This window comes from Enterococcus sp. DJ147D b, from assembly GCF_058216655.1.
The window spans coordinates 42,256-65,651 of sequence record NZ_CM177104.1 but is presented as its reverse complement, the minus strand read 5'-3'; the positions used below and the strand labels follow the sequence as shown (position 1 = coordinate 65,651).

Here is a 23,396-nt window from a genome sequence, read left to right as displayed (position 1 = left end):
AATGGTATTCCTCCTTCTTCTAAAATTCTAGTCCATTTTCGCGAGCAGCTTCAGCTAAAGCTTGCACACGGCCATGGTAAAGGTATCCACCACGGTCAAAGACTACTACTTTAATGCCTTTTTCAGCTGCGCGTTCAGCAACTAATTTACCCACAGCAGTAGCTGTTTCTGTTTTTGTTCCACCTGAAATTTCTTTATCCAAGGTAGAGGCACTTGCTAGCGTTACACCCGCTACGTCATCAATTAATTGCGCGTAGATGTTTTTATTAGAACGGAAAACGTTCAAGCGTGGGCGCTCAGCAGTACCAGAGATATTATTACGTACACGACGATGTCTCTTTTGACGTGTTTTATTCTTATCTGGTTTTGTAATCACAATTGTCACCTCTTTAATAATGCTAGCCGTTAGGCCGCGAATCGTAATTTGAACAAATTACGATTATTTACCAGTTTTACCTTCTTTACGGCGTACATATTCACCAACATAGCGAATACCTTTACCTTTATAAGGTTCTGGAGGACGAGTACCACGAATGTTCGCAGCTAATTCGCCAACTGCTTCTTTGTTCGCACCTTTAACAATTACTTGTGTATTGGCAGGAACTTCAACTGTAACACCAGCTGGTGGTGTAATTTCTACTGGATGAGAATAACCAACGTTCAATACAAGTTTTGAACCTTGTAATTGTGCACGGTATCCAACCCCAATAAGTTCTAATGCTTTTTGGAAACCTTCACTAACACCGACAACCATGTTGTTGAAGTTAGCACGAGTTGTTCCATGGATTGTTTTCATTTCTTTACTGTCGTTTGGACGAGTGAAAGTAACTTCATTTCCTTCAATATTCATAGTAATATCTGAAGAAAAAGTACGTGTTAATTCACCTTTAGGTCCTTTAACTGTAATATCATTTCCATCTTGAGTAACAGTTACTCCTGCAGGAATGACTACGATTTTATTTCCGATACGGCTCACTTAAAGACACCTCCTTGTAGATTCTACTTAATTACCATACGTAAGCGATAACTTCGCCGCCGACATTTTTTTCACGAGCTTCTTTGTCAGTGATAACACCGTCAGAAGTCGAAATAATTGCGATACCTAAACCATTTAATACTTTTGGTACTTCGTCAGCTTTGACATAAGCACGCAATCCTGGTTTAGAAATACGTTTTAAGTTTGTGATAACACGTTCACCGTTTTTACCAAATTTTAGGAAAACACGGATTACGCCTTGTTTGTCATCTTCGATATATTCAACATCACGGACGAAACCTTCACGTTTCAAGATTTCAGCGATGTCACGTTTGATTTTTGATGCAGGTACTTCTAAAGACTCATGTTTAACCATGTTTGCATTACGGATACGAGTTAGAAAATCTGCAATTGGATCTGTCATGACCATTGAACTAATTACCTCCTTCTTATGCGAATTTACTTTTTACCAGCTAGCTTTCTTCACGCCGGGAATTTGACCTTTATAGGCAAGTTCGCGGAAGCAAATACGGCAAAGATGGAACTTACGATAAACTGAATGTGGACGTCCGCAACGTTCGCAACGAGTATAAGCTTGTGTTGAATGTTTTGCAGGACGTTTGTTTTTAGCAATCATTGATTTTTTAGCCACGTAGTTCGCCTCCTTTAATTATTTTTGGAATGGCATACCTAATTGTGTTAACAACTCACGAGATTCTTCATCTGAGTTAGCTGTTGTTACAATAACGATGTCCATACCGCGTACTTTATCTACTAAATCATAATCTACTTCTGGGAAGATCAATTGTTCTTTAATACCTAAAGTATAGTTTCCACGACCGTCAAAGGCTTTTTTACTTACACCATGGAAATCACGTACACGTGGTAGTGAAACTGAAACCAATTTGTCTAAGAATTCATACATTCTTTCTCCGCGCAAAGTAACTTTTGCACCAATTGGCATTCCTTCACGTAAACGGAATCCAGCGATTGATTTTTTTGCTTTAGTAATCATTGGTTTTTGTCCAGTGATTAAAGTTAATTCTTCAACTGCTTTGTCTAAGTTTTTAGCGTTTGATACCGCATCACCAACACCCATGTTGATGACGATTTTTTCAACTTTAGGTGTTTGCATAACAGAGCTATAGTCGAATTTTTCCATCAATGATGGAGTAATTTCTTTAAGATATTTTTCTTTTAGGCGGTTCATTCAGTAAGACCCTCCTTCCTTAAAATTATTATTTATCTAGAACTTCACCGGTTTTTTTAGAAACACGGACTTTTTTGCCATCTACTTCTTTGTAGCCAACTCGGCCAGCTACACCAGTAGAGTCGATCACCATCACGTTAGAAACATGAACTGGAGCTTCCATCTCAACAATACCACCTTGAGGAGCAGCCTGAGAAGGTTTTTGGTGTTTTTTGACAATATTCACACCTTCGACAATGACTTTATCTTTTTTAGGAAACGCTGCTAATACAACGCCTTCTTTATTTTTGTCTTTTCCAGTGATAACTTTAACTTTATCGCCTTTTTTAACAAACATAACTGTTTCGCACCTCCTTTGATAAGTGTCTCAAGATTATAAAACTTCTGGTGCTAGTGAAACGATCTTCATGAAGTTGTTTTCACGTAGTTCACGTGCAACTGGCCCAAAGATACGTGTTCCACGAGGGCTTTTATCATCACGAATAATCACTGCAGCATTTTCATCAAACTTAATGTATGAACCGTCTGTACGACGAGCTCCTGATTTTGTTCGAACGATAACGGCTTTAACGACGTCACCTTTTTTGACAACCCCACCTGGCGTTGCTTGTTTAACCGTAGCAACGATAACATCACCGATATTAGCAGTTTTACGACCAGATCCACCAAGGACTTTGATCGTCAAAATTTCACGTGCGCCTGAATTGTCAGCGACTTTTAAACGACTTTCTGCTTGGATCACGTTGTGTATCCTCCTTTCAGATTTTGCATTCAATCTATATAGGAAAATCTCGTGTTATTAGATAATAACTGCTTCTTCGACTACTTCTAGTAAACGGAAACGTTTTGTAGCTGATAATGGACGAGTTTCCATAATTCTCACGATATCTCCCACTTTGGCAGTGTTGTTTTCATCATGCACTTTGTATTTCTTAGAATAGTTCATGCGTTTGCCATAGATAGGGTGATTTTTCTTAGTTTCGACAGCAACGGTGATTGTTTTATCCATTTTGTCTGAAACTACACGACCTTGATAAACCTTGCGTTGATTTCTTTCTTCAGTCATACGCTTAATGGCCTCCTTCCATAATTACTTAGCTTGTTCACGCAATACAGTTTTGATGCGTGCAATCGATTTACGTACTTCTTTAATACGTGCAGTGTTTTCTAATTGACCTGTTGCTAATTGGAATCTAAGATTAAACAATTCTTCTTTTAATTGTTTTTCTTGATCAAGCATTTCGGCAGTGGTTAATTCTCTGATTTCTTTAACCTTCATTCGATTCACCACCCATTTCCTCACGTTTTACGATCTTAGTTTTCATTGGTAATTTGTGAGAAGCTAGACGTAACGCTTCACGAGCTACCTCTTCAGGAACGCCTGCAATTTCAAACATGATTTTACCACGTTTTACTGGTGCAACCCATCCTTCAGGTGCCCCTTTACCAGAACCCATACGTACCCCAATTGCTTTGGCAGTATAAGATTTGTGAGGGAAAATTTTAATCCATACTTTCCCACCACGTTTCATGTAACGAGTCATTGCGATACGAGAAGCTTCGATTTGTCGGTTTGTAATCCAGTGTGAATCAACAGCTTGTAAGCCATATTCACCAAATGCGATTTCTTTACCACCTTTAGCTTCACCACGCATTTTTCCGCGGAATTCACGACGGTGTTTTACACGTTTAGGTACTAACATGATTATTTCCCTCCTTTCTCAGTGTTTTTTTTAGTTGGAAGAATTTCTCCACGATAGATCCACACTTTAACTCCTAGTTTTCCGTATGTTGTATCTGCTTCTTCCCATGCATAATCGATATCCGCACGTAATGTATGAAGAGGAACAGTTCCTTCTGAGTATCCTTCTGAACGTGCAATATCAGCACCATTTAAGCGTCCAGATACTTGAGTTTTGATCCCTTTAGCGCCTGCACGCATTGAACGTTGGATAGCTTGTTTTTGCGCACGACGGAAAGCTACACGGTTTTCTAATTGACGTGCAATTCCTTCGCCCACTAATTTAGCATCTAAATCTGGTTTTTTGATTTCCACGATGTTGATGTGAATTCTTTTACCAGTTAATTTATTTAATTCTTTTCTTAGGCTTTCAACTTCAGAACCGCCTTTACCAATAACCATACCTGGTTTAGCTGTGTGGATTGAAATGTTTACGCGATTTGCAGCACGTTCGATTTCAACAGTTGACACAGCGGCATCAGCAAGTTTAGTTGAAATAAATTTACGGATTCTTAGATCTTCGTGTAAGAATTCAGCATACTCTTTTTCAGCATACCATTTAGCATCCCAGTCGCGGATGATGCCTACACGCATTCCAATTGGATGTACTTTTTGACCCACTGATTATCCCTCCTTATTTTTCTGATACGACTACTGTAATATGACTTGTACGTTTGTTGATTGGAGAAGCTGAACCTTTTGCGCGTGGACGGAAACGTTTCATTGTTGGTCCTTCGTTAATAAAAGCTTCAGATACTACTAAATTTTCAACGTCTAAGTCAAAATTATTTTCTGCATTTGCAACTGCTGACATCAAGACTTTCTCGATGATTCCAGCAGATTTGTTCGGTGTGAATTTCAAAATTGAAATTGCATCCGCAACACTTTTACCTCTGATAAGGTCAATTACTAAACGGGCTTTTCGAGGTGAAGTGCGAACTGTTTTTGCAGTTGCTTTAGCTGATGTGATTTGTTCTGCCATTTGGATTTATCCTCCCCTCAAATTAACGTTTAGTTTTCTTATCGTCTGCAGCGTGGCCACGATAAGTTCTTGTTGGTGCAAATTCACCTAATTTGTGTCCTACCATGTCTTCTTGGATGTAAACTGGTACATGTTTACGTCCATCATAAACTGCGATGGTATATCCAACAAAACTTGGGAATACTGTTGATCTACGTGACCAAGTTTTGATAACTTTTTTCTTTTCAACCCCCGCTTGAGCTTCAACTTTTTTCATTAAATGCTCATCGACGAAAGGTCCTTTCTTTAAACTACGACCCATGGTGAACCTCCTCTCAAAATGTGCGACACATGGTCAAAGAAATTATTTAGTCTTGCGACGACGTACGATAAGTTTGTCTGATTGGGCTTTCTTGTTACGAGTTTTGTAACCAAGAGCTGGTTGACCCCAAGGAGAAACTGGTGCTTTACGTCCGATCGGAGCTTTACCTTCACCACCACCGTGTGGGTGATCGTTAGGGTTCATTACGCTACCACGTACTGTTGGGCGTTTGCGCATCCAACGAGAGCGTCCAGCTTTACCGATGTTAATAAGTTCATGTTGTTCATTACCTACAGAACCGATAGTTGCACGGCATGCAGCTAAAATCATACGAACTTCACCAGAGTTTAAGCGGATCAATACATATTTGCCTTCTTTACCAAGTACTTGAGCACTTGTACCAGCAGAACGAATTAATTGTCCACCTTTACCAGGTTTCATTTCGATATTATGGATAACAGTACCAACTGGAATGTTTTCCAAAGGAAGAGCATTACCAACTTTGATATCTGCATCTGGACCTGAAACAAGTTTCATTCCAACTTGTAGTCCTTTTGGTGCTAAGATGTAAGCTTTCACTCCATCTTCGTAGTGTACTAACGCGATGTTTGCTGAACGGTTTGGATCATATTCGATCGTTTGAACAGTAGCAACAACGTTATCTTTGTTACGTTTGAAGTCGATTACGCGGTATTGACGTTTGTGTCCGCCGCCTTGATGACGTACAGTGATGCGACCGTTGTTATTACGACCAGCATGGTTTTTCAATGGTTGTAACAATGATTTTTCAGGTGTTGATGTTGTGATTTCAGCAAAATCAGAACCTGTCATGTTACGACGACCATTTGAGGTAGGTTTGTACTTTTTAATCGCCACGTTTTTCCCTCCTATTTATAATAAGTTTTCAAGATAGTGCTTATTCAGCAGCTTCGAATAATTGAATTTCTTTTGAATCTTCTGTTAATGTAACAATCGCTTTGCGACGTTTTTTAGTGTATCCCGCATGTTTGCCCATACGCTTGAATTTCGCACGAACATTCACGATGTTCACGTTTTTGACTTTAACGTCAAAAGCAGCTTCTACCGCTTGTTTTACTAAAGTTTTGTTTACGCGAGTGTCAACTTCGAAAGTATACTTTTTATCATCCATAGCAAGCATAGATTTTTCAGTGATCACTGGGCGTTTGATTACGTCTAGTAAGTTCATTATGCAAGCACCTCCTCAATTTGAGTAAGAGCAGTTTGTGTTGCTAACACTTTCACGTTAGAAACAACGTCTAGAACACTAACATTATCAGAAGTTACTACAGAAACGTTTGATAAGTTACGTGCAGATAAAGCAGCGAACTCATTGCCAGTTTCTAAAACTACTAATACTTTAGCGTCTACAGATAAGTTAGCAAGAACTTCTTTAAATTCTTTTGTTTTTGGTGCGTCAAAGCTTAATGCGTCAACAACAACCAAGTTATTTGAAGCAACTTTTTCTGATAAAACAGATTTCATTGCTAAACGACGAACTTTTTTAGGAAGTTTGTAGCTGTAAGAACGTGGTGTTGGTCCGAAAACTACGCCACCTCCACGCCATTGTGGTGAGCGGATAGATCCTTGACGAGCACGACCTGTTCCTTTTTGACGCCATGGTTTACGTCCACCGCCGCGAACAGCGCTACGATTTTTAACCGCATGTGTTCCTTGTCTTAATGAAGCACGTTGCATAACGATTGCATCGTAAACAACACTTTCATTAGGTTCGATTCCGAAAATTTCTTCGTTAAGTGTGATTTCACCGTTTTGGCTACCATCTTGTTTGAATAATGCTACATTCGGCATTCCTTAGTTCCTCCTTTCTTCCTACTATTATTTAGCTTTCACAGCTGATTTGATAGTGATTAATGATTTCTTAGCTCCAGGAACGTTACCTTTAATTAAGATTACGTTTCTTTCTGCGTCAACGCGAACAACTTCCAAGTTTTGGATTGTCACGCGGTTGCCACCCATACGGCCAGCAAGACGTTTATTTTTGAATACACGGTTAGGTGCAACTGGACCCATTGACCCAGGACGACGATGGTAACGAGAACCGTGAGCCATTGGTCCGCGGCTTTGGCCGTGACGTTTGATAACCCCTTGGAATCCTTTACCTTTCGTAGTACCTGTTACATCAATAATGTCTCCTGCTTGGAAAACATCTACTGTAACTTCTTTTCCTACTTCATATTCTCCTAGCTCAACATTTTTGAATTCACGAATGAAGCGCTTAGGAGCCGTGTTTGCTTTTGCAACATGACCTTTCGCAGGTTTGTTTGATAAAACTTCACGCATATCTTGGTAACCAACTTGAATAGCTTCGTAGCCATCAGTTTCCATTGTTTTCACTTGTAGTACTACGTTTGGAGTAGCTTCTACAACAGTTACTGGAATTAATTCACCAGATTCAGTGAAGATTTGTGTCATTCCCACTTTTTTCCCTAAGATTCCTTTGGTCATGAGTACACCTCCATTAATTTAATTTTTTATAGTTTGATTTCGATGTTTACACCAGATGGTAAGTCTAGCTTCATCAAAGCATCAACAGTTTTTGGTGTTGGGTTCACAATGTCAATTAGACGTTTGTGAGTACGCATTTCGAATTGTTCGCGAGAATCTTTGTATTTATGAGTCGCACGAATAACAGTGTAAAGACTACGTTCTGTTGGTAATGGAATTGGACCAGATACACTAGCTCCAGTTCTTTTTGCAGTTTCTACAATTTTATCCGCTGATTGATCTAAAATACGGTGTTCATACGCTTTTAAACGGATACGAATTTTTTGTTTTGCCATCTTGTTCCCTCCTTCGCCTATTTTGAAAAGTAGACATAGCTCCACGAAAATTTCCGTCACGCTCGTTCGTGGCAAAGCGTCCGGGCGTGTCGCAACCTCTCGTTTCTTAGCCGACAAGAATCAACCTGATTCCGTCTGTGCAATTCACCAAGGTAAACGCACCTTTGTAATTATAGTATATTAAAACATACAACGCAAGGCTTTTTCTTTGGAAATTCAATTTATTTTCATATTTTTTCATAAAAAAAGAAAAAGCTCGAAACAATCACTAACAATGATTGTTTCGAGCTTTTAAGTCCGAATATAATGTTGCTTTGAGTAAGCTTAAAAATTAAGCTTTGATTTCAGTAACGACACCAGCACCAACTGTACGTCCGCCTTCACGGATTGAGAATTTAGTACCGTTTTCGATAGCGATTGGGTGAATTAATTCAACTTCCATAGTTACGTTGTCGCCAGGCATAACCATTTCAGTTCCTTCTGGTAATTCAACAACACCAGTTACGTCTGTTGTACGGAAGTAGAATTGTGGACGGTAGTTAGTGAAGAATGGAGTATGACGTCCACCTTCTTCTTTAGTCAACACGTATACTTCTGCAGAGAATTTTGTATGAGGTGTGATTGTACCTGGTTTAGCTAAAACTTGACCACGTTGGATATCATCACGTGAAACACCACGTAATAAAGCACCAATGTTATCGCCTGCTTCAGCGTAATCCAATAATTTACGGAACATTTCAACACCAGTTACAGTTGTTTTTGAAGTTTCTTCAGCAATACCAACAACTTCAACTTCGTCACCAACGCGAACTTGTCCACGTTCAACACGACCAGTTGCAACAGTACCACGACCAGTGATTGAGAATACATCTTCAACTGGCATCATGAATGGTTTGTCGTTGTCACGTTCTGGAGTTGGGATATATTCGTCAACTGCAGCCATTAATTCAAGGATTTTTTCTTCGTATGAAGCGTCGCCTTCTAAAGCTTTCAAAGCTGAACCAGCAACAACAGGAACATCGTCACCAGGGAATTCGTATTCTGTTAATAAGTCACGAACTTCCATTTCAACTAATTCTAATAATTCTTCATCGTCAACCATGTCAACTTTGTTCAAGAATACAACGATGTAAGGAACACCAACTTGACGTGACAATAGAATATGTTCACGAGTTTGAGGCATAGGACCATCAGCAGCAGAAACTACTAAGATAGCTCCATCCATTTGTGCAGCACCAGTGATCATGTTTTTAACGTAGTCCGCGTGTCCTGGGCAGTCAACGTGAGCATAGTGACGTGTGTCAGTTTCATATTCAACGTGAGCTGTTGAGATAGTGATTCCGCGTTCACGTTCTTCTGGAGCACCATCGATTTGATCGTAAGCCATAGCTTGGCCGCCGTTTTTCTTAGATAGTACAGTTGTGATTGCAGCTGTTAATGTAGTTTTACCATGGTCAACGTGGCCAATAGTACCAATGTTAACGTGTGGTTTAGAACGGTCAAATTTTTCTTTTGCCATTTTAAAATGTCCTCCCAAAATACAATATAATTTTTTATTTATCTGATAGGAACATGATGTACTCAACGTACATCACATGCCCATATCATCGATAGTTATTTTACACGAAACTATATTAAAAATATAGTCTCTTTAGATAATCTCTTTACGTGATTATCAAGTTTTTAAGAAATTATTCAGCTTTTCCGCCGTTTTTCTTAATGATTTCTTCTTGAACTGATTTTGGTACATCTTCGTAGTGGTCAAATGTCATAGTAAACGTACCACGACCTTGAGTAGCTGAACGAAGCGTTGTAGCATAACCAAACATTTCAGCAAGAGGAACCATAGCACGAACAACTTGTTGTCCGCCAGCGCGAGCTTCCATACCTTCAACGCGACCACGACGTGCAGTAACGTGTCCCATAACATCACCTAAGTAATCTTCTGGAATAACTACTTCAACAGCCATAATTGGTTCAAGGATAACTGGATTAGCTTTCTTAGCTGCCGCACGTAATGCCATAGAAGCAGCAACACGGAAGGCAGTTTCATTTGAATCGACATCATGGTATGAACCATCGTAAAGTTTTGCTTTGATATCAACTAATGGATATCCAGCTAAGACACCATTTTCCATAGCATCTTTCAAACCTGTTTCAACAGCTGGGATGTATTCACGTGGAACAACCCCACCGACGATTGCATTTTCAAATTCAAAGCCGCCGCCTTCTTCGTTTGGAGTAAATTCAATCCATACATGACCGTATTGACCTTTACCACCAGACTGACGTACAAACTTACCTTCGGCTTGAGTACCAGCACGGAAAGTTTCACGGTAAGATACTTGAGGAGCACCTACGTTAGCTTCAACTTTAAATTCGCGACGCATACGGTCTACGATAATGTCTAAGTGAAGTTCACCCATACCAGCGATAACAGTTTCGCCTGTTTCCACGTTTGTTTCAGCACGGAAAGTAGGATCTTCTTCAGATAGTTTTTGAAGAGCAACACCCATTTTATCTTGGTCAGCTTTTGATTTAGGTTCAATAGCGACTTGGATAACTGGTTCTGGGAATTCCATTGATTCAAGAATTACTAAATTCTTTTCGTCACAAAGTGTGTCCCCAGTTGTTGTATCTTTCAAACCAACAGCAGCAGCGATATCTCCAGCGTAAACTTCAGAGATTTCTGAACGTGAGTTAGCGTGCATCTGTAAGATACGACCAACACGTTCGCGTTTGCCTTTTGTTGCGTTTTGTACGTATGAACCTGATTTTAAAACACCAGAGTACACACGGAAGAAAGTTAAACGACCTACGAATGGGTCAGTCATAACTTTAAATGCTAATGCTGAGAATGGAGCTTCATCGTCTGCAGGACGTAGAACTTCTTCATCAGTTTTAGGATCAATCCCTTTAATAGCAGGAATATCTAATGGTGATGGTAAGTAATCAAGAACAGCATCCAATAACAATTGAACCCCTTTATTCTTGAATGCTGAACCACACAATACTGGATAGAAGTCTACATTAAGTGTTGCACGACGAATACCTTCTTTTAACTCAGCTTCAGTGATTTCTTCACCTTCTAAGTATTTTAAAGTAAGTTCTTCATCAGTTTCAGCAACCGCTTCAACTAATTTTTCGCGCCATTCTTCAGCTAGTTCAAGATATTCTTCTGGAATTTCTCGTTCTTCAATTTCAGTACCTAAATCATTTGTATAGATTTCAGCCTTCATTGTTACAAGGTCAATAATTCCTGTGAAGTCATCTTCAGCACCAATTGGTAATTGAATTGGGTGAGCATTTGCTTGCAAACGGTCATGTAAAGTTGATACTGAATATAAGAAGTCAGCACCGATCTTATCCATTTTGTTTGCAAATACAATACGAGGTACACCATAAGTTGTAGCTTGACGCCAAACTGTTTCAGTTTGAGGTTCTACACCTGATTGTGCATCAAGAACTGTAACAGCACCATCAAGTACACGTAATGAACGTTCAACTTCAACAGTGAAGTCTACGTGTCCTGGTGTGTCGATGATGTTGATTCGGTGACCCTTCCATTGTGCAGTTGTTGCAGCAGAAGTGATCGTAATTCCACGTTCTTGTTCTTGTTCCATCCAGTCCATTTGTGAAGCTCCTTCATGAGTTTCACCAATTTTATGGATTTTACCAGTATAGTACAAGATACGTTCAGTAGCAGTTGTTTTACCAGCATCAATATGGGCCATGATACCGATATTACGAGTATTATCTAAAGAAAATTCTCTGGTCATTCTCCTTGTTTCTCCTCTCTTTACTATCTAGTTGCTAAAAATAAGGACATCTTCTGAGGTCGGCATAAAGCCGACCAAACAGAGAGAATCTTACCAGCGGTAGTGAGCAAACGCACGGTTAGCATCTGCCATTTTATGAGTGTCTTCACGTTTTTTAACAGAAGCACCTGTATTGTTTGCAGCATCCATGATTTCTTTAGCTAGACGTTCTTCCATTGTGTGTTCACCGCGCAAGCGAGCGTAGTTTACTACCCAACGAAGACCTAGAGTTGTACGACGTTCAGGGCGAACTTCAACTGGTACTTGATAGTTTGAACCCCCAACACGACGTGCTTTAACTTCAAGAACAGGCATTACATTTTTCATTGCTTGTTCAAACACTTCTAATGGATCGTTACCTGTAGATTCTTTGATTAAATCAAAGGCATTATAGATAATGTTAGCTGCAATCCCGCGTTTTCCATCAACCATTACACGGTTGATTAAGCGAGTTACTAATTTTGAGTTATAAATAGGATCTGGTAAAACATCACGTTTTGCAACAGGACCTTTACGTGGCATCCGTAACTCCTCCTTCCGAAATATAGTTCTTAGTATTTACCTCTTATATAGAAGTAAAGTTTAATTGTTTGTTTGGCTAATTAATTAAAATTAAGCTTTAGGTTTCTTAGTACCGTATTTAGAACGGCTTTGTTTACGATCGTTAACACCAGCAGTATCTAGTGCACCACGAACGATGTGGTAACGTACCCCTGGTAAGTCTTTTACACGTCCACCGCGTAATAATACAACGCTGTGTTCTTGTAAGTTATGACCAATCCCTGGGATATAAGCAGTAACTTCAATCAAGTTTGACAAACGAACACGAGCATATTTACGTAAAGCTGAGTTCGGTTTTTTAGGTGTCATAGTTCCCACACGAGTTGCTACCCCACGTTTTTGAGGAGAGTTCACGTTAGTTTGAGTTTTCTTAAAGCTGTTATATCCTTTGTTCAAAGCAGGTGAATTTGATTTTTCCACCTTTGATTTACGAGGTTTACGTACTAATTGGTTAATTGTAGGCATTCCTTGTTTCCTCCTTCCCTCATTCGCATCTAGTTCCACACATCCAGGTGGTTCTTTTTTTGCGATAAAAAATAAATGCAATGTCTGCATCTTTATCAAATATGCTTTGATAAACAGTCAGCACGTCTCTTTACAGAGACCTGTAGATAAAGCACCTTCGTTAGAATAGCATGAATGAAAACCCATGTCAACTTGTTCCATATTTTTTTTGAAAATCATTCAAATTGACTCTAAAGAAAGGTATCTTTTTACTGAAATAAACGCTAAAATAAGCTGGAAAGCTCAAACTCAAAAAAAGGGGAAAGCAAACATGAATCTAAAACAACAGGCTGGTATCGAAGCCGCAAAATTTGTCAAAGATGGTATGATCGTTGGTCTCGGAACTGGATCTACTGCTTATTATATGGTAGAAGAACTTGGTCGCCGGATGAGAGAAGAGGGACTAAAAATCGTAGGTGTAACAACATCAAATGCAACGAAAGAACAAGCCGAAAAACTCGGTATTCCATTAAAGAGTATTGATGATGTTGTTGAAGTTGACCTAACGATTGATGGTGCAGACGAAATCAGTACTGATTTTCAAGGAATTAAAGGCGGAGGTGCGGCCTTACTATTCGAAAAAATCGTCGCTACCTATTCAAAAGAAACGATTTGGATCGTCGATGAATCAAAACTAGTCGAAAAACTCGGGAATTTTCCTCTCCCTGTTGAAGTTATCCCATATGGTTCACAACAGTTGCTACGTCTATTTGAAGCAAAAGGTTTTCATCCAGTTTTACGAAAAACAACGAATGGTGAAACCCTTAAAACTGATAGTGGACATTTCATTATTGATTTACATCTTCAAACTATTGAACAGCCAGAAACACTTGCCGACTACTTAGATAATCTTGTTGGTGTTGTTGAACATGGCTTATTCTTGAATCTTGTTTCAAAAGTAGTTGTCGGATCTGACAATGGGGTGCAAATTTTGGATACACCACACGCTCCTAAAGTATAATATTTCCAGATAAACCTTCTAGATAAAATCCGCTAAAATACTATCTTTTTTATGGACTTTATGCTAAATTTTTACTATTGTATTCTGTTTAAAAATCACCGCTAGAAAGGAATCATCATGAAAATTATTGGTTATGCACGCACAACCATAAACGATGTTGATTTAACAACTCAGGTTGAACAACTATCTACCTTTGGTTGTCAGGAAATTTTCCATGAAACGTACGAATCAAAAGATGCTGAGACAATGATCAAATTAGAATCCGTCATTGAACAAATGCAACAAGGAGACACACTTGTCATTTGCCAACTGCATCGTCTTGGCAAATCAACGAGACAATTAACGGAATTCACAAAACTTTTTAACGATCGTGGGCTTCACTTAGTAAGTATTGCCGAAGAAATCGATACTCGTAAACCAATGGGCAAAATTTACTTTCAATTGATGGAAGGTCTAGCTACGATGGAATGCTCATTGATTAAAGAACGTACTTTAATTGGCTTGAATGAAGCACGTAAAAAAGGAAAAATTGGTGGTCGTCCTAAAATTGATGCCAAAACTATCAAAAAAATTCGTCGTCTTTATTATGAAAAAAAAGAAACAATCCAATTTATTTCATCAAAATGTGGGGTTTCTGTTGGAACTTGCTATAAATATATAAATCTTCCAGAAAAAGATATTGAGCAATTATATAATTAATTAAAAATAAGTAATCTTTTCGAAGATTGCTTATTTTTTTATATTTTTTGCGTATCTGAACCTAATCTTCTATCATTTTCAATGGAAATCTTTTCAAAAAAATTGTACAATAAACGAGAACTGAAATTTTCAGAAATAAATATATTTTAAAAAGGAGCACAAAACATGCCAAAATTAGTTTTTTCTCGTCACGGTCTTAGTGAATGGAATGCTTTAAACCAATTTACTGGTTGGGCTGATGTAAACTTAGCACCAGAAGGTATCGAAGAAGCAAAAGAAGGCGGACGCAAAATCAAAGAAGCTGGAATCGAATTTGACATTGCCTATACTTCTGTTTTAACTCGTGCCATCAAAACTTGTAACCTTATCTTAGAATACTCAGATCAACTTTGGGTACCTCAAGTAAAATCATGGCGCTTAAACGAACGTCACTATGGTAAATTACAAGGTTTGAACAAAAAAGAAACTGCTGAAAAATATGGTGACGAACAAGTTCATATTTGGCGCCGTTCTTACGACACTCTTCCTCCATTATTGGATGAAACTGACGAAGGTTCAGCTGCAAACGAACGTCGTTACGCTATGTTAGACAAACGCGATATCCCTGGTGGCGAAAACTTAAAAGTTACTTTGGAACGTGCTTTACCATTCTGGCAAGATCATATTGCTCCAGCATTACTAGATGACAAAACTGTTTTAGTAGCTGCACATGGTAACTCATTACGCGCTTTAGCAAAACATATTGAAGGTATCTCTGACGAAGACATCATGGATCTTGAAATTCCAACGGGTCAACCACTTGTTTATGAATTGAATGATGATCTAACTGTTGCTAAAAAATACTACTTATAATTTTTATTGATTATAAGCCAAAAAAAGGAGTGGCGATTTTATCGCCACTCCTTTTTTAATTATAAATAATTAGATTCTGTCAAACACTCACGCAAAATTTCTTCGACTGCTTGTTCGTTCAATGGAACATACGCATCTGTTGCAATTTGGCTGTGTTTAACAGCCTGTTCTGCCATCAAAGAAAATTTGGTTTCATCGATCCCTACTTCAGGTAAAGTCATAGGAATACCACATGCTTTAAAGTAATCATAAGTTTTCTGAATTCCTTCTTTTGCAGCAAGATGATTTACTGACTCTTGAATTCCCCACACGTTACGAGCAAATTGGGCAAATTTTTCTTCAGTTTCTTCATTCAATGCATAGTTCATCCAACGTGGGGTCAAAATGGCTAAGCCAACGCCGTGCGTAATATCATAAAATGCACTCAACTCATGTTCAATTGGATGGCAGGACCACGAACCCGTTTTTCCACTACCAGTTAATCCATTTAAAGCTAAGGTACTAGCCCACATTAAGTTTGCCCGTGCATCATAATCGTCTGGATATTTCAATGCAATTGGACAATTTTTAATGACTGTTCTAAAAATCCCTTCTGCAACGAAATCCTGAATATCTGTTCCAGTTGTCCGTTTAAAATAATTTTCAGTTAGATGGCTGAAAATATCTGCTGAACCTGCCGCAGTTTGATTCTTTGGTACAGTGAATGTTGTGGTTGGATCAAGAAATGAAACTTTAGGTAACATTTCCCAACCACCTAGGCCAAGTTTTTGATTGGTCTCTGGATTTGAAATGACTGCTCCTCGATTCATTTCACTCCCTGTCGCTGCAAGTGTTAACACTGTTACTAAGGGTAACACTTTCCCAACACTTGCTTTTTTGATAACTAAATCCCATGGATCTCCTTCATAGAAAAAACCTGCACCAATTACTTTAGCACAATCGATCGTTGACCCTCCACCAACTGGAAGAATCACATCAATTTGATTTTCTTGGCAAAGAGTAATCCCTTTTCTAACTGTTTCAATACGAGGATTGGGTTCTACCCCACTTAGTTCTGTTACATTAAAGTCATGATCTTGTAGACGACTCATGATGTTTTGATAAACACCATTTTTCTTAATACTTCCTCCACCATAAACAAGTAAAACATTTTTTCCAAAGTGACTTAAGACCTCTGGTAATTCATCCCAACGATCTTTTCCAAAACGAATATCTGTTGCTACATCAAAGCGAAAATTTTCCATTTCTTTTCCTCCTTACTTATTAAAAAAGCTTGGAACCAATATTAATAATAGTCGTTCCAAGCTTTTTCTACAATTATTTTGCGATTGCTGTCTCTAAACCAACTTCAATCATTTCATTAAACGTTGTTTGACGTTCTTGTGCCGTTGTTTCTTCTCCAGTAATCAAATGATCACTAACTGTCATAATTCCTAACGTTTGTACTTTGTATTTCGCACCTAGATAATAAAGTGCTGCAGCTTCCATTTCAACACCCAAAACACCAAGTTCAGCTAATTTTAGTGTTTCAGTTAAATCATCCTTATAAAATGTATCTTCTGACAAAACATTTCCTACATGAGTTGTGTACCCTTTTCCTTTAGCAAATTCATAAGCTTTCAATAATAAATCGAAATCACCAATTGGCGGGAAATGGAATTGCTGAAAATTCTTTTCAATCATAGATGAACTTGTTGCTGCTCCTTGAGCAATCACTAAATCTCTCACATGGACATCGGTTGATAATGCACCACAAGTCCCCACGCGAATCAATTTTTTCACGCCATAAGAATTAATTAGTTCGTGCGCATAAATCGTTGCTGAAGGCATACCCATCCCTGTACCTTGTACAGAAACACGCTCACCTTTATACTCTCCTGTGTAACCTAGCATTCCACGAACTTGATTATAACAAACAGGATTTTCTAAAAAAGTTTCTGCAATATATTTTGCACGTAACGGGTCTCCTGGAAGTAAAATCTTGTCAGCAATTTCACCTTGTTTTGCTTCGATATGAACACTCATTCAGTTTATCTCTCCTTCAATTTCAACTAATACTCTTTTTTATAATACTGCTAGTGTTTCTTTCACTAAAGCTTTAAATGATTGTTTAACACGTTCCGTTGTTTCCACTACTTCTTCATGATTTAAATTTGCTTGCATTCCTGCCGCTAAATTCGTGATACAAGAAATACCTAATACATTTAAACCTCCATGTGCCGCAACAATTACTTCAGGAACGGTCGACATTCCGACTGCATCAGCACCCATGACACGTGACATTTTGATTTCTGCTGGCGTTTCATAAGTCGGACCTGAATACCCCATGTAAACACCTTCTTTTAAGTCTAACCCTAGCTTATTAGCAACTTCTTTTGCAGATTCTCGGTATGCAGGTGTGTAAGCTTGACTCATATCTGGGAAACGTGGGCCGATTTCATCTTCATTTGGACCAATCAATGGATTCGTGCCTGTAAAATTAATGTGATCACTAATCAACATCAAATCACCTGGTACAAAAGATTCATTTACGCCACCGCAAGCATTTGTTACGATCACTGAATGCGCACCAAGTGCACCCATTACTCGGACTGGATAAGTAACTGTTTGCATCGAATGCCCCTCATAAAAATGAAAACGTCCTTGCATCGCTAAAACTTTTTTACCTGATAATGTACCGTAAACTAGTTGTCCCGCATGTCCAACAACCGTTGAAACTGGGAAGAAAGGAATTGTGTCATATGGAATCTTAATTGCATCTTCAATTTCATCTGCCAACTCACCAAGACCTGAGCCAAGAATCATACCAAATTCAATTTCTTTTACCCCTTTATCAAGGATGAATTGAGTTGTTTCTTGTAACATTTCGCTTAATTTTTTCATTCTTTTTCTCCTAAGTTATGGTTTTTAGTAACAATTATTTCAGTAATTTTAAGAAGCTTTCACCATTTTCCGTTGCTGGTACTTCAAAGTTTTCAGCAATTGTTGCTGAGATATCCGCATAGTAACCTTGTGGTAAACTTCCTTGTTCATTCATTTTTTTACTATAAGCCAATAATGGTACGTATTCACGTGTATGATCTGTTCCTGGGAATGTGGGGTCATTTCCGTGATCTGCTGTAATCAACAATAAATCATCATCATTCATTGCATCAAGCAACTCCGGAATACGTAAATCAAATTCTTCTATTGCATGTGCGTAACCAACAACATCACGACGATGACCAAATAAAGCATCGAAGTCTACTAAATTAGTAAAGCTTAATCCATTGAAGTCTTGCTTCATCACATTTAACAGTTGATCTACACCATCCATATTACTTTTAGTGCGGACAGATTGAGTGATTCCTTGACCATTGAAGATATCATTAATTTTACCAACAGCGATCACATCTTTACCAGCTTCTTTTAATGAGTCCAAAACTGTGTGACCAAATGGATCAAGAGCATAGTCATGGCGATTACTTGTTCGAGTAAAGTTTCCTGGTTCTCCAATATAAGGACGTGCGATAATTCTGCCAATCATATATGGATCATCTTTCGTAATATCGCGAACAAATTGACAAATACGATACAACTCTTCCAAAGGAATAATTTCTTCATGTGCAGCAATTTGCAAAACAGGATCTGCAGACGTATAAACAATCAAGTCGCCTGTTTTCATTTGATGTTCACCATAATCATCAATTACAGCTGTTCCGCTATAAGGCTTGTTACAAACGATTTTTCGTCCAGAAAACTCTTCAATTTGTTGTAATAGCTCATCAGGAAATCCATTAGGAAATACCCGAAATGGTGTCTTGATATTCAATCCCATAATTTCCCAATGCCCTGTCATAGTATCTTTACCAACAGAAACTTCTTCTAATTTTGTTGCATAGCCTTGGTGATCAGCTACAGCCTTTACACCGTCTAATGGTCGAATCGTACCTAAACCTAAATTTTCTAGGTGAGGAATTGTTAAACCTGCTTCTTTTGCAATATGCCCTAGAGTATCTGACCCAACATCGTTAAATTTGTCTGCATCAGGTGCTTCCCCAATTCCGACTGAATCCATTACAATTAAGTGTACGCGTTTAAACATTTCGATTCCTTCTTTCTTTTCATCTTTTCTACTTTAAACTAAACAAAAAAGGCGAGACGAAGAAACATTTCCCATAGTCCCACCCTTTTTATTAACTAAAAATTATTTGGATTTGATATAATTCTTTCCATTTGCTTTTGGACCAGATGCTTGTCCTAAGAAAACAACTAAGACGATAATTGTTAACAAGTAAGGCGCAATTTGTAATAACACTGGCGGGATGGAAGAAATTACTGGAAGCTGTGCTCCTATAATACTCAAACTTTGTGCAAAACCAAAGAATAGTGATGCACCCATTACGCCCAAAGGATTCCACTTACCAAAAATCATTGCTGCCATCGAGATGAAACCTTGACCAACAATCGTTCCAGCAGAGAAATTACCTGAGATTGATTGAGCAAATACTGCTCCACCCATGCCACCTAATAAACCTGAAAGTAAAACGCCTGAATAACGCATCGCATAAACGTTAATACCTAAAGTGTCTGCAGCTTGTGGATTTTCTCCGACAGAACGAAGACGTAAGCCAAATCTTGTTTTAAAAATGATAAACCAAGCAATTACAGCAATTAAAATGGCACAATAAGCTGGCAAGAAAGTATTTTTAAAGAAAATTGGACCGATTACAGGAATTTTTGATAACCCAGGAAATGAGAAGTAGCCCAAATTTCTTGTGATGTTATCTGTTTGTCCTTTTCCGTACCATGCTTTAACTAAGAATACCCCTAACGCAGGTGCCATCAAGTTGATGACCGTACCACTAATGATGTGGTCTGCACGAAGACTAACAGTTGCCACTGCATGAAGTAATGAAAATAAAACACCAACTATCCCACCAACTAGAATGGCAATCCAAGGCGTCATCGCACCTAAAGATGGACTCATTGTTAAGTTGAATACGATTGAGCTGAAAGCGCCCATTACCATAATTCCTTCTAAACCAACGTTAACGATTCCGCTTCGTTCAGAAAACGTTCCACCTAACGATGTCAAAATCAAAGGTGTGGAATAAACTAATGTTGACGTAAGGATTAGAGCAATCAATTCTACAGCTGTCATTATAAATTCCCTCCTTCTTGATCTTGATGCGTTGATTTAGATTCAATTGTTTCAACTACAGCTACTTGTTTTTTACCTTGGAAAAATTTTGCCATAATCAAGCGAATTAAGAAATTAATACCAATGAAGAAGATAATCAATGCAATCGATACATTCACGATTTCAAATGGCACACCGGCGCCTGTTTGCATTCCCAAACCACCAATTTTCAAAATACTGAATAAAATTGCTGATAACAACACACCAATTGCTGAACCAGATCCCAATAAAGATACTGCCATTCCGTCAAATCCAATTGCTAAAGAAGTTGTTTGAACAAAGAAGTTTTGGTACGTTCCCAAACCTTCAACTACGCCCCCTAATCCTGCAAGTGTTCCAGAAATAACCATGGATAAAACAATTGTTCGTTTGCTACTCATCCCCGCATATTCTGATGCAAAAGGATTTAGTCCAACGGAACGAATTTCATAACCTAAAGTAGTCTTTTTCATAAGTAACCATACAAGGAACAAAGCAATCAAAGCTAAGAATAAACCAGCGTTTACTCGTGAGCCACCAAACATTTGAGTTAGCCAAGGAACTCTTAATGAAGCATTTTGACTAATTAGATTTGATGAATCCAAACTTGAACGATAACTTTCTGGCATTATGTCATGTAAAGCATAAGTGCTTAAATATAATAAAATATAATTCATCATAATCGTGACAATTACTTCACTGGTTCCAAAGAACGCACGCAACAAGCCGGGAATCGCCGCGGCCATTGCACCAGCCAAAGCGCCTAAGATGACACAAGCTGGAAGCAAAATCACTTTTGGTAAATCTGGAAAAGCCAACGCGAACCACACACTAACGATCCAACCACATAGCGCTTGTCCAGAAAGCCCGATATTAAAGAATCCCGCTGAATTCGCCACTGAAAATCCTAATGCTGTAAAGATAAGCGGTGTTGCTTGTCGTAAAGTTTCACCAATACTTCGTTGTGAACCTAGCGCAGCTTCCAACATAGAAGAATAGCCTTGAATTGGATTATATCCAAAAGCTGCCATCAATAATGCACCTAAAATTAATCCTAAAATTACTGAAAAAATAGGTACAAGTAAATTACGGAGTTTTTCGCTACGATCATTCATGTGCGCCACCCGCCTTTTCTAACTCTTTTCTTGCTTCCTCTAAAGAATAGCCCGCCATTAATAGTCCCAATTCATTTTCAGATGTTTCTTTTGGATTAACAATTCCAACGATTTTACCTTGGTGAAGCACGGCAATTCGATCAGATACATTTAAAATTTCTTCTAATTCAAAGCTGACTAACAACACTGCTTTAAACTTATCTCTTTGCTCGATCAAACGCTTATGGATAAATTCTATAGCACCTACGTCTAATCCACGTGTTGGATTCGCAACAATCAGCAAATCAGGGTCGCGATCAATTTCACGTGCAATAATTGCTTTTTGCTGATTTCCACCTGATAAAGCCTTAGCAGGGACTAATTCATTCGTTGTTCGCACATCATATTCATCAATCAAGTCTCTTGCATGTTCATTGATAACTGAATAATTTAATAGCCCACCTTTACTATAAGGAGCTTGGTAATACGTTTGAAGAGCAATATTTTCTGACAATGTCATGTCTAAAACTAAACCATATTTATGACGATCCTCTGGAACATGCCCGACACCAGACTCCGTAATTTTCCGCGGACGTTTGTTACTGATTTCCTCACCCTTTAAGCGAATACTGCCACTTTCAACTTTTCGTAAGCCTGTTAATGCTTGAATCAACTCAGATTGCCCATTACCATCAATTCCCGCGATTCCTAAAACTTCTCCAGCACGAACTTCAAGACTCAGACTTTTCACTGCCTCTAATCCCCGATTTTCATTTACAACTAAATCTTCAATTGCCAGGACAACTTCTTGAGGACGAGCCTCTTTTTTATCCGTTTTAAACGAAACAGTACGTCCAACCATCATGTCAGCAAGTTGTTGTGAACTAACATCTTTCACATTAACAGTTCCAATCCCTTGACCCCGTCTAATAACTGTACAACGATCCGCTACTGCTTTAATTTCATCTAATTTATGGGTAATCAAAATGATTGATTTACCTTCTTTAACTAACTCTTTCATAATCAAAATTAGTTCATCAATTTCTTGTGGTGTTAAAACAGCTGTTGGTTCATCAAAGATCAAGACATCTGCACCACGATAAAGTGTTTTTAAGATCTCGACACGCTGTTCCATTCCAACAGAAATATCACGAACATAAGCATCCGGGTTAACTGATAGACCATATTGTTCTGATACTTTTTGAATTTCCTCACGTGCCTTTTTGCGATCAACGATTCCCATCCGACTTGGCTCGCTACCTAAAATTATGTTTTCAGTAACAGTAAACGCATCAACTAACATAAAATGTTGGTGAACCATCCCAATCCCTAATTGATTGGCTTTAGTCGGGCTTGTGATTTGAACCTGTTTCCCATGCATCAAAATTTCTCCTGATGTTGGTTCTAAAAGACCGGATAAAACGTTCATTAATGTTGACTTGCCAGCACCGTTTTCTCCAAGTAACGCATGGATTTCCCCAGCTTTTACTTGCAAATTGATGTTGTCATTTGCTTTGAATGTTCCAAACTGCTTGGTAATATTCCGCATTTCGATGACAATATTTTCTTGAACCACATTTTTCACATCCTAACGATTTCTATCTAGGGCAACGATGAGTAAAGATTTCTGGCTATCGGAAATCTATCCTCGCAAATTGAAGTAAACTCACTTCAGGGGGTGTTCCCTTATTCAAATAGTCAAAATTTGACCACT

General features: G+C 38.4%; 32 protein-coding genes. 3 read left to right on the top strand and 29 right to left on the bottom strand.

Features of this window, described 5'->3' with window-relative positions; translation table 11 throughout:
- Positions 1 to 19: 19 nt before the first annotated feature.
- The 22 genes from rplR to rpsL all read right to left on the bottom strand — a co-directional run bounded on the left by rplR (position 20) and on the right by rpsL (position 12,876).
- Positions 20 to 376, bottom strand: coding sequence for a 50S ribosomal protein L18 (rplR, locus tag AC4BD1_RS00350; RefSeq protein ID WP_075491300.1), 357 nt, complete (start codon positions 374 to 376; stop codon positions 20 to 22).
- A gap of 63 nt (positions 377 to 439) precedes the next feature.
- Positions 440 to 976 (bottom strand): 50S ribosomal protein L6, encoded by a 537-nt coding sequence (gene rplF / locus AC4BD1_RS00345; RefSeq protein ID WP_067483530.1) that lies wholly within the window; start codon positions 974 to 976, stop codon positions 440 to 442.
- Between the two features lie 31 nt (positions 977 to 1,007).
- A complete protein-coding gene (gene rpsH, locus AC4BD1_RS00340; protein ID WP_067483532.1) occupies positions 1,008 to 1,406 on the bottom strand; it encodes a 30S ribosomal protein S8 in 399 nt (132 codons plus the stop codon).
- Positions 1,407 to 1,442: 36 nt separating this feature from the next.
- Entirely contained in the window at positions 1,443 to 1,628 is a 186-nt protein-coding gene (locus tag AC4BD1_RS00335) for a type Z 30S ribosomal protein S14 (RefSeq protein WP_002356214.1), read from the bottom strand.
- A gap of 18 nt (positions 1,629 to 1,646) precedes the next feature.
- Complete coding sequence (rplE, locus tag AC4BD1_RS00330; RefSeq protein WP_067483534.1) at positions 1,647 to 2,186, bottom strand: 50S ribosomal protein L5; 540 nt, start codon at positions 2,184 to 2,186, stop codon at positions 1,647 to 1,649.
- Between the two features lie 28 nt (positions 2,187 to 2,214).
- Entirely contained in the window at positions 2,215 to 2,523 is a 309-nt protein-coding gene (gene rplX, locus AC4BD1_RS00325) for a 50S ribosomal protein L24 (protein ID WP_067483536.1), read from the bottom strand.
- A 36-nt stretch (positions 2,524 to 2,559) separates the two neighbouring features.
- Positions 2,560 to 2,928, bottom strand: a complete 369-nt coding sequence (rplN, locus tag AC4BD1_RS00320; RefSeq protein WP_002288669.1) for a 50S ribosomal protein L14 — start codon at positions 2,926 to 2,928, stop codon at positions 2,560 to 2,562.
- Positions 2,929 to 2,985: 57 nt separating this feature from the next.
- Complete coding sequence (gene rpsQ / locus AC4BD1_RS00315) at positions 2,986 to 3,252, bottom strand: 30S ribosomal protein S17 (protein ID WP_067483538.1); 267 nt, start codon at positions 3,250 to 3,252, stop codon at positions 2,986 to 2,988.
- Positions 3,253 to 3,276: 24 nt separating this feature from the next.
- The gene (gene rpmC / locus AC4BD1_RS00310; RefSeq protein WP_002288664.1) at positions 3,277 to 3,465 is read right to left on the bottom strand and encodes a 50S ribosomal protein L29; all 189 of its coding nucleotides are present in this window, start codon (positions 3,463 to 3,465) and stop codon (positions 3,277 to 3,279) included.
- Entirely contained in the window at positions 3,455 to 3,889 is a 435-nt protein-coding gene (gene rplP / locus AC4BD1_RS00305) for a 50S ribosomal protein L16 (protein ID WP_067483541.1), read from the bottom strand. Before rplP ends, rpmC begins: the two co-directional genes overlap by 11 nt.
- A 2-nt stretch (positions 3,890 to 3,891) precedes the next feature.
- Positions 3,892 to 4,548, bottom strand: a complete 657-nt coding sequence (rpsC, locus tag AC4BD1_RS00300) for a 30S ribosomal protein S3 (RefSeq protein WP_067483543.1) — start codon at positions 4,546 to 4,548, stop codon at positions 3,892 to 3,894.
- A 13-nt stretch (positions 4,549 to 4,561) separates the two neighbouring features.
- A complete protein-coding gene (gene rplV, locus AC4BD1_RS00295; RefSeq protein WP_067483544.1) occupies positions 4,562 to 4,909 on the bottom strand; it encodes a 50S ribosomal protein L22 in 348 nt (115 codons plus the stop codon).
- Positions 4,910 to 4,931: 22 nt separating this feature from the next.
- The gene (gene rpsS / locus AC4BD1_RS00290; RefSeq protein ID WP_002288655.1) at positions 4,932 to 5,210 is read right to left on the bottom strand and encodes a 30S ribosomal protein S19; all 279 of its coding nucleotides are present in this window, start codon (positions 5,208 to 5,210) and stop codon (positions 4,932 to 4,934) included.
- A 42-nt stretch (positions 5,211 to 5,252) separates the two neighbouring features.
- Positions 5,253 to 6,086, bottom strand: a complete 834-nt coding sequence (gene rplB / locus AC4BD1_RS00285) for a 50S ribosomal protein L2 (RefSeq protein ID WP_206898898.1) — start codon at positions 6,084 to 6,086, stop codon at positions 5,253 to 5,255.
- 40 nt (positions 6,087 to 6,126) lie between these two features.
- A complete protein-coding gene (gene rplW / locus AC4BD1_RS00280) occupies positions 6,127 to 6,417 on the bottom strand; it encodes a 50S ribosomal protein L23 (protein WP_067483546.1) in 291 nt (96 codons plus the stop codon).
- Complete coding sequence (rplD, locus tag AC4BD1_RS00275) at positions 6,417 to 7,040, bottom strand: 50S ribosomal protein L4 (protein ID WP_067483547.1); 624 nt, start codon at positions 7,038 to 7,040, stop codon at positions 6,417 to 6,419. Before rplD ends, rplW begins: the two co-directional genes overlap by 1 nt.
- Positions 7,041 to 7,067: 27 nt before the next feature.
- Positions 7,068 to 7,697 carry a 50S ribosomal protein L3 gene (gene rplC / locus AC4BD1_RS00270; RefSeq protein ID WP_067483548.1) on the bottom strand — a complete coding sequence of 210 codons (630 nt, stop codon included), beginning with the start codon at positions 7,695 to 7,697 and terminating at the stop codon, positions 7,068 to 7,070.
- A gap of 26 nt (positions 7,698 to 7,723) precedes the next feature.
- On the bottom strand, positions 7,724 to 8,032 hold the full coding sequence (rpsJ, locus tag AC4BD1_RS00265; protein ID WP_005880808.1) for a 30S ribosomal protein S10: 309 nt from the start codon (positions 8,030 to 8,032) through the stop codon (positions 7,724 to 7,726).
- 331 nt (positions 8,033 to 8,363) lie between these two features.
- Positions 8,364 to 9,551 carry an elongation factor Tu gene (gene tuf / locus AC4BD1_RS00260; protein WP_206898899.1) on the bottom strand — a complete coding sequence of 396 codons (1,188 nt, stop codon included), beginning with the start codon at positions 9,549 to 9,551 and terminating at the stop codon, positions 8,364 to 8,366.
- A gap of 172 nt (positions 9,552 to 9,723) precedes the next feature.
- On the bottom strand, positions 9,724 to 11,811 hold the full coding sequence (fusA, locus tag AC4BD1_RS00255; RefSeq protein WP_206907753.1) for an elongation factor G: 2,088 nt from the start codon (positions 11,809 to 11,811) through the stop codon (positions 9,724 to 9,726).
- Positions 11,812 to 11,901: 90 nt separating this feature from the next.
- Entirely contained in the window at positions 11,902 to 12,372 is a 471-nt protein-coding gene (gene rpsG, locus AC4BD1_RS00250) for a 30S ribosomal protein S7 (protein WP_067483554.1), read from the bottom strand.
- Positions 12,373 to 12,462: 90 nt separating this feature from the next.
- A complete protein-coding gene (gene rpsL, locus AC4BD1_RS00245) occupies positions 12,463 to 12,876 on the bottom strand; it encodes a 30S ribosomal protein S12 (protein ID WP_002294318.1) in 414 nt (137 codons plus the stop codon).
- A gap of 310 nt (positions 12,877 to 13,186) precedes the next feature.
- On the opposite strand from rpsL, the gene rpiA reads away from it, so the two are divergent.
- The 3 genes from rpiA (at position 13,187) to gpmA (ending at position 15,427) form a co-directional block, all read left to right on the top strand.
- A complete protein-coding gene (rpiA, locus tag AC4BD1_RS00240) occupies positions 13,187 to 13,876 on the top strand; it encodes a ribose-5-phosphate isomerase RpiA (protein ID WP_206907754.1) in 690 nt (229 codons plus the stop codon).
- A gap of 117 nt (positions 13,877 to 13,993) precedes the next feature.
- The gene (locus AC4BD1_RS00235; RefSeq protein ID WP_206907755.1) at positions 13,994 to 14,575 is read left to right on the top strand and encodes a recombinase family protein; all 582 of its coding nucleotides are present in this window, start codon (positions 13,994 to 13,996) and stop codon (positions 14,573 to 14,575) included.
- Between the two features lie 165 nt (positions 14,576 to 14,740).
- Positions 14,741 to 15,427, top strand: a complete 687-nt coding sequence (gene gpmA, locus AC4BD1_RS00230; RefSeq protein WP_067483560.1) for a 2,3-diphosphoglycerate-dependent phosphoglycerate mutase — start codon at positions 14,741 to 14,743, stop codon at positions 15,425 to 15,427.
- A 59-nt stretch (positions 15,428 to 15,486) separates the two neighbouring features.
- Here the strand turns inward: gpmA and AC4BD1_RS00225 are convergent, their stop codons facing one another.
- The 7 genes from AC4BD1_RS00225 to AC4BD1_RS00195 form a co-directional block, all read right to left on the bottom strand.
- Positions 15,487 to 16,671: an iron-containing alcohol dehydrogenase gene (locus AC4BD1_RS00225; RefSeq protein ID WP_490485664.1), complete on the bottom strand. Its 1,185-nt coding sequence runs from the start codon at positions 16,669 to 16,671 to the stop codon at positions 15,487 to 15,489.
- Between the two features lie 73 nt (positions 16,672 to 16,744).
- Positions 16,745 to 17,452: a purine-nucleoside phosphorylase gene (gene deoD, locus AC4BD1_RS00220; RefSeq protein WP_206898904.1), complete on the bottom strand. Its 708-nt coding sequence runs from the start codon at positions 17,450 to 17,452 to the stop codon at positions 16,745 to 16,747.
- Positions 17,453 to 17,491: 39 nt separating this feature from the next.
- Positions 17,492 to 18,310, bottom strand: a complete 819-nt coding sequence (locus AC4BD1_RS00215; protein ID WP_206907758.1) for a purine-nucleoside phosphorylase — start codon at positions 18,308 to 18,310, stop codon at positions 17,492 to 17,494.
- A gap of 34 nt (positions 18,311 to 18,344) precedes the next feature.
- Complete coding sequence (gene deoB / locus AC4BD1_RS00210; RefSeq protein ID WP_206907759.1) at positions 18,345 to 19,511, bottom strand: phosphopentomutase; 1,167 nt, start codon at positions 19,509 to 19,511, stop codon at positions 18,345 to 18,347.
- 102 nt (positions 19,512 to 19,613) lie between these two features.
- Positions 19,614 to 20,570, bottom strand: coding sequence for an ABC transporter permease (locus AC4BD1_RS00205; RefSeq protein WP_206907760.1), 957 nt, complete (start codon positions 20,568 to 20,570; stop codon positions 19,614 to 19,616).
- Positions 20,570 to 21,703: an ABC transporter permease gene (locus AC4BD1_RS00200; protein WP_490485663.1), complete on the bottom strand. Its 1,134-nt coding sequence runs from the start codon at positions 21,701 to 21,703 to the stop codon at positions 20,570 to 20,572. Before AC4BD1_RS00200 ends, AC4BD1_RS00205 begins: the two co-directional genes overlap by 1 nt.
- Positions 21,696 to 23,258 (bottom strand): ATP-binding cassette domain-containing protein, encoded by a 1,563-nt coding sequence (locus tag AC4BD1_RS00195; RefSeq protein WP_206898908.1) that lies wholly within the window; start codon positions 23,256 to 23,258, stop codon positions 21,696 to 21,698. Before AC4BD1_RS00195 ends, AC4BD1_RS00200 begins: the two co-directional genes overlap by 8 nt.
- Positions 23,259 to 23,396 lie beyond the last annotated feature (138 nt).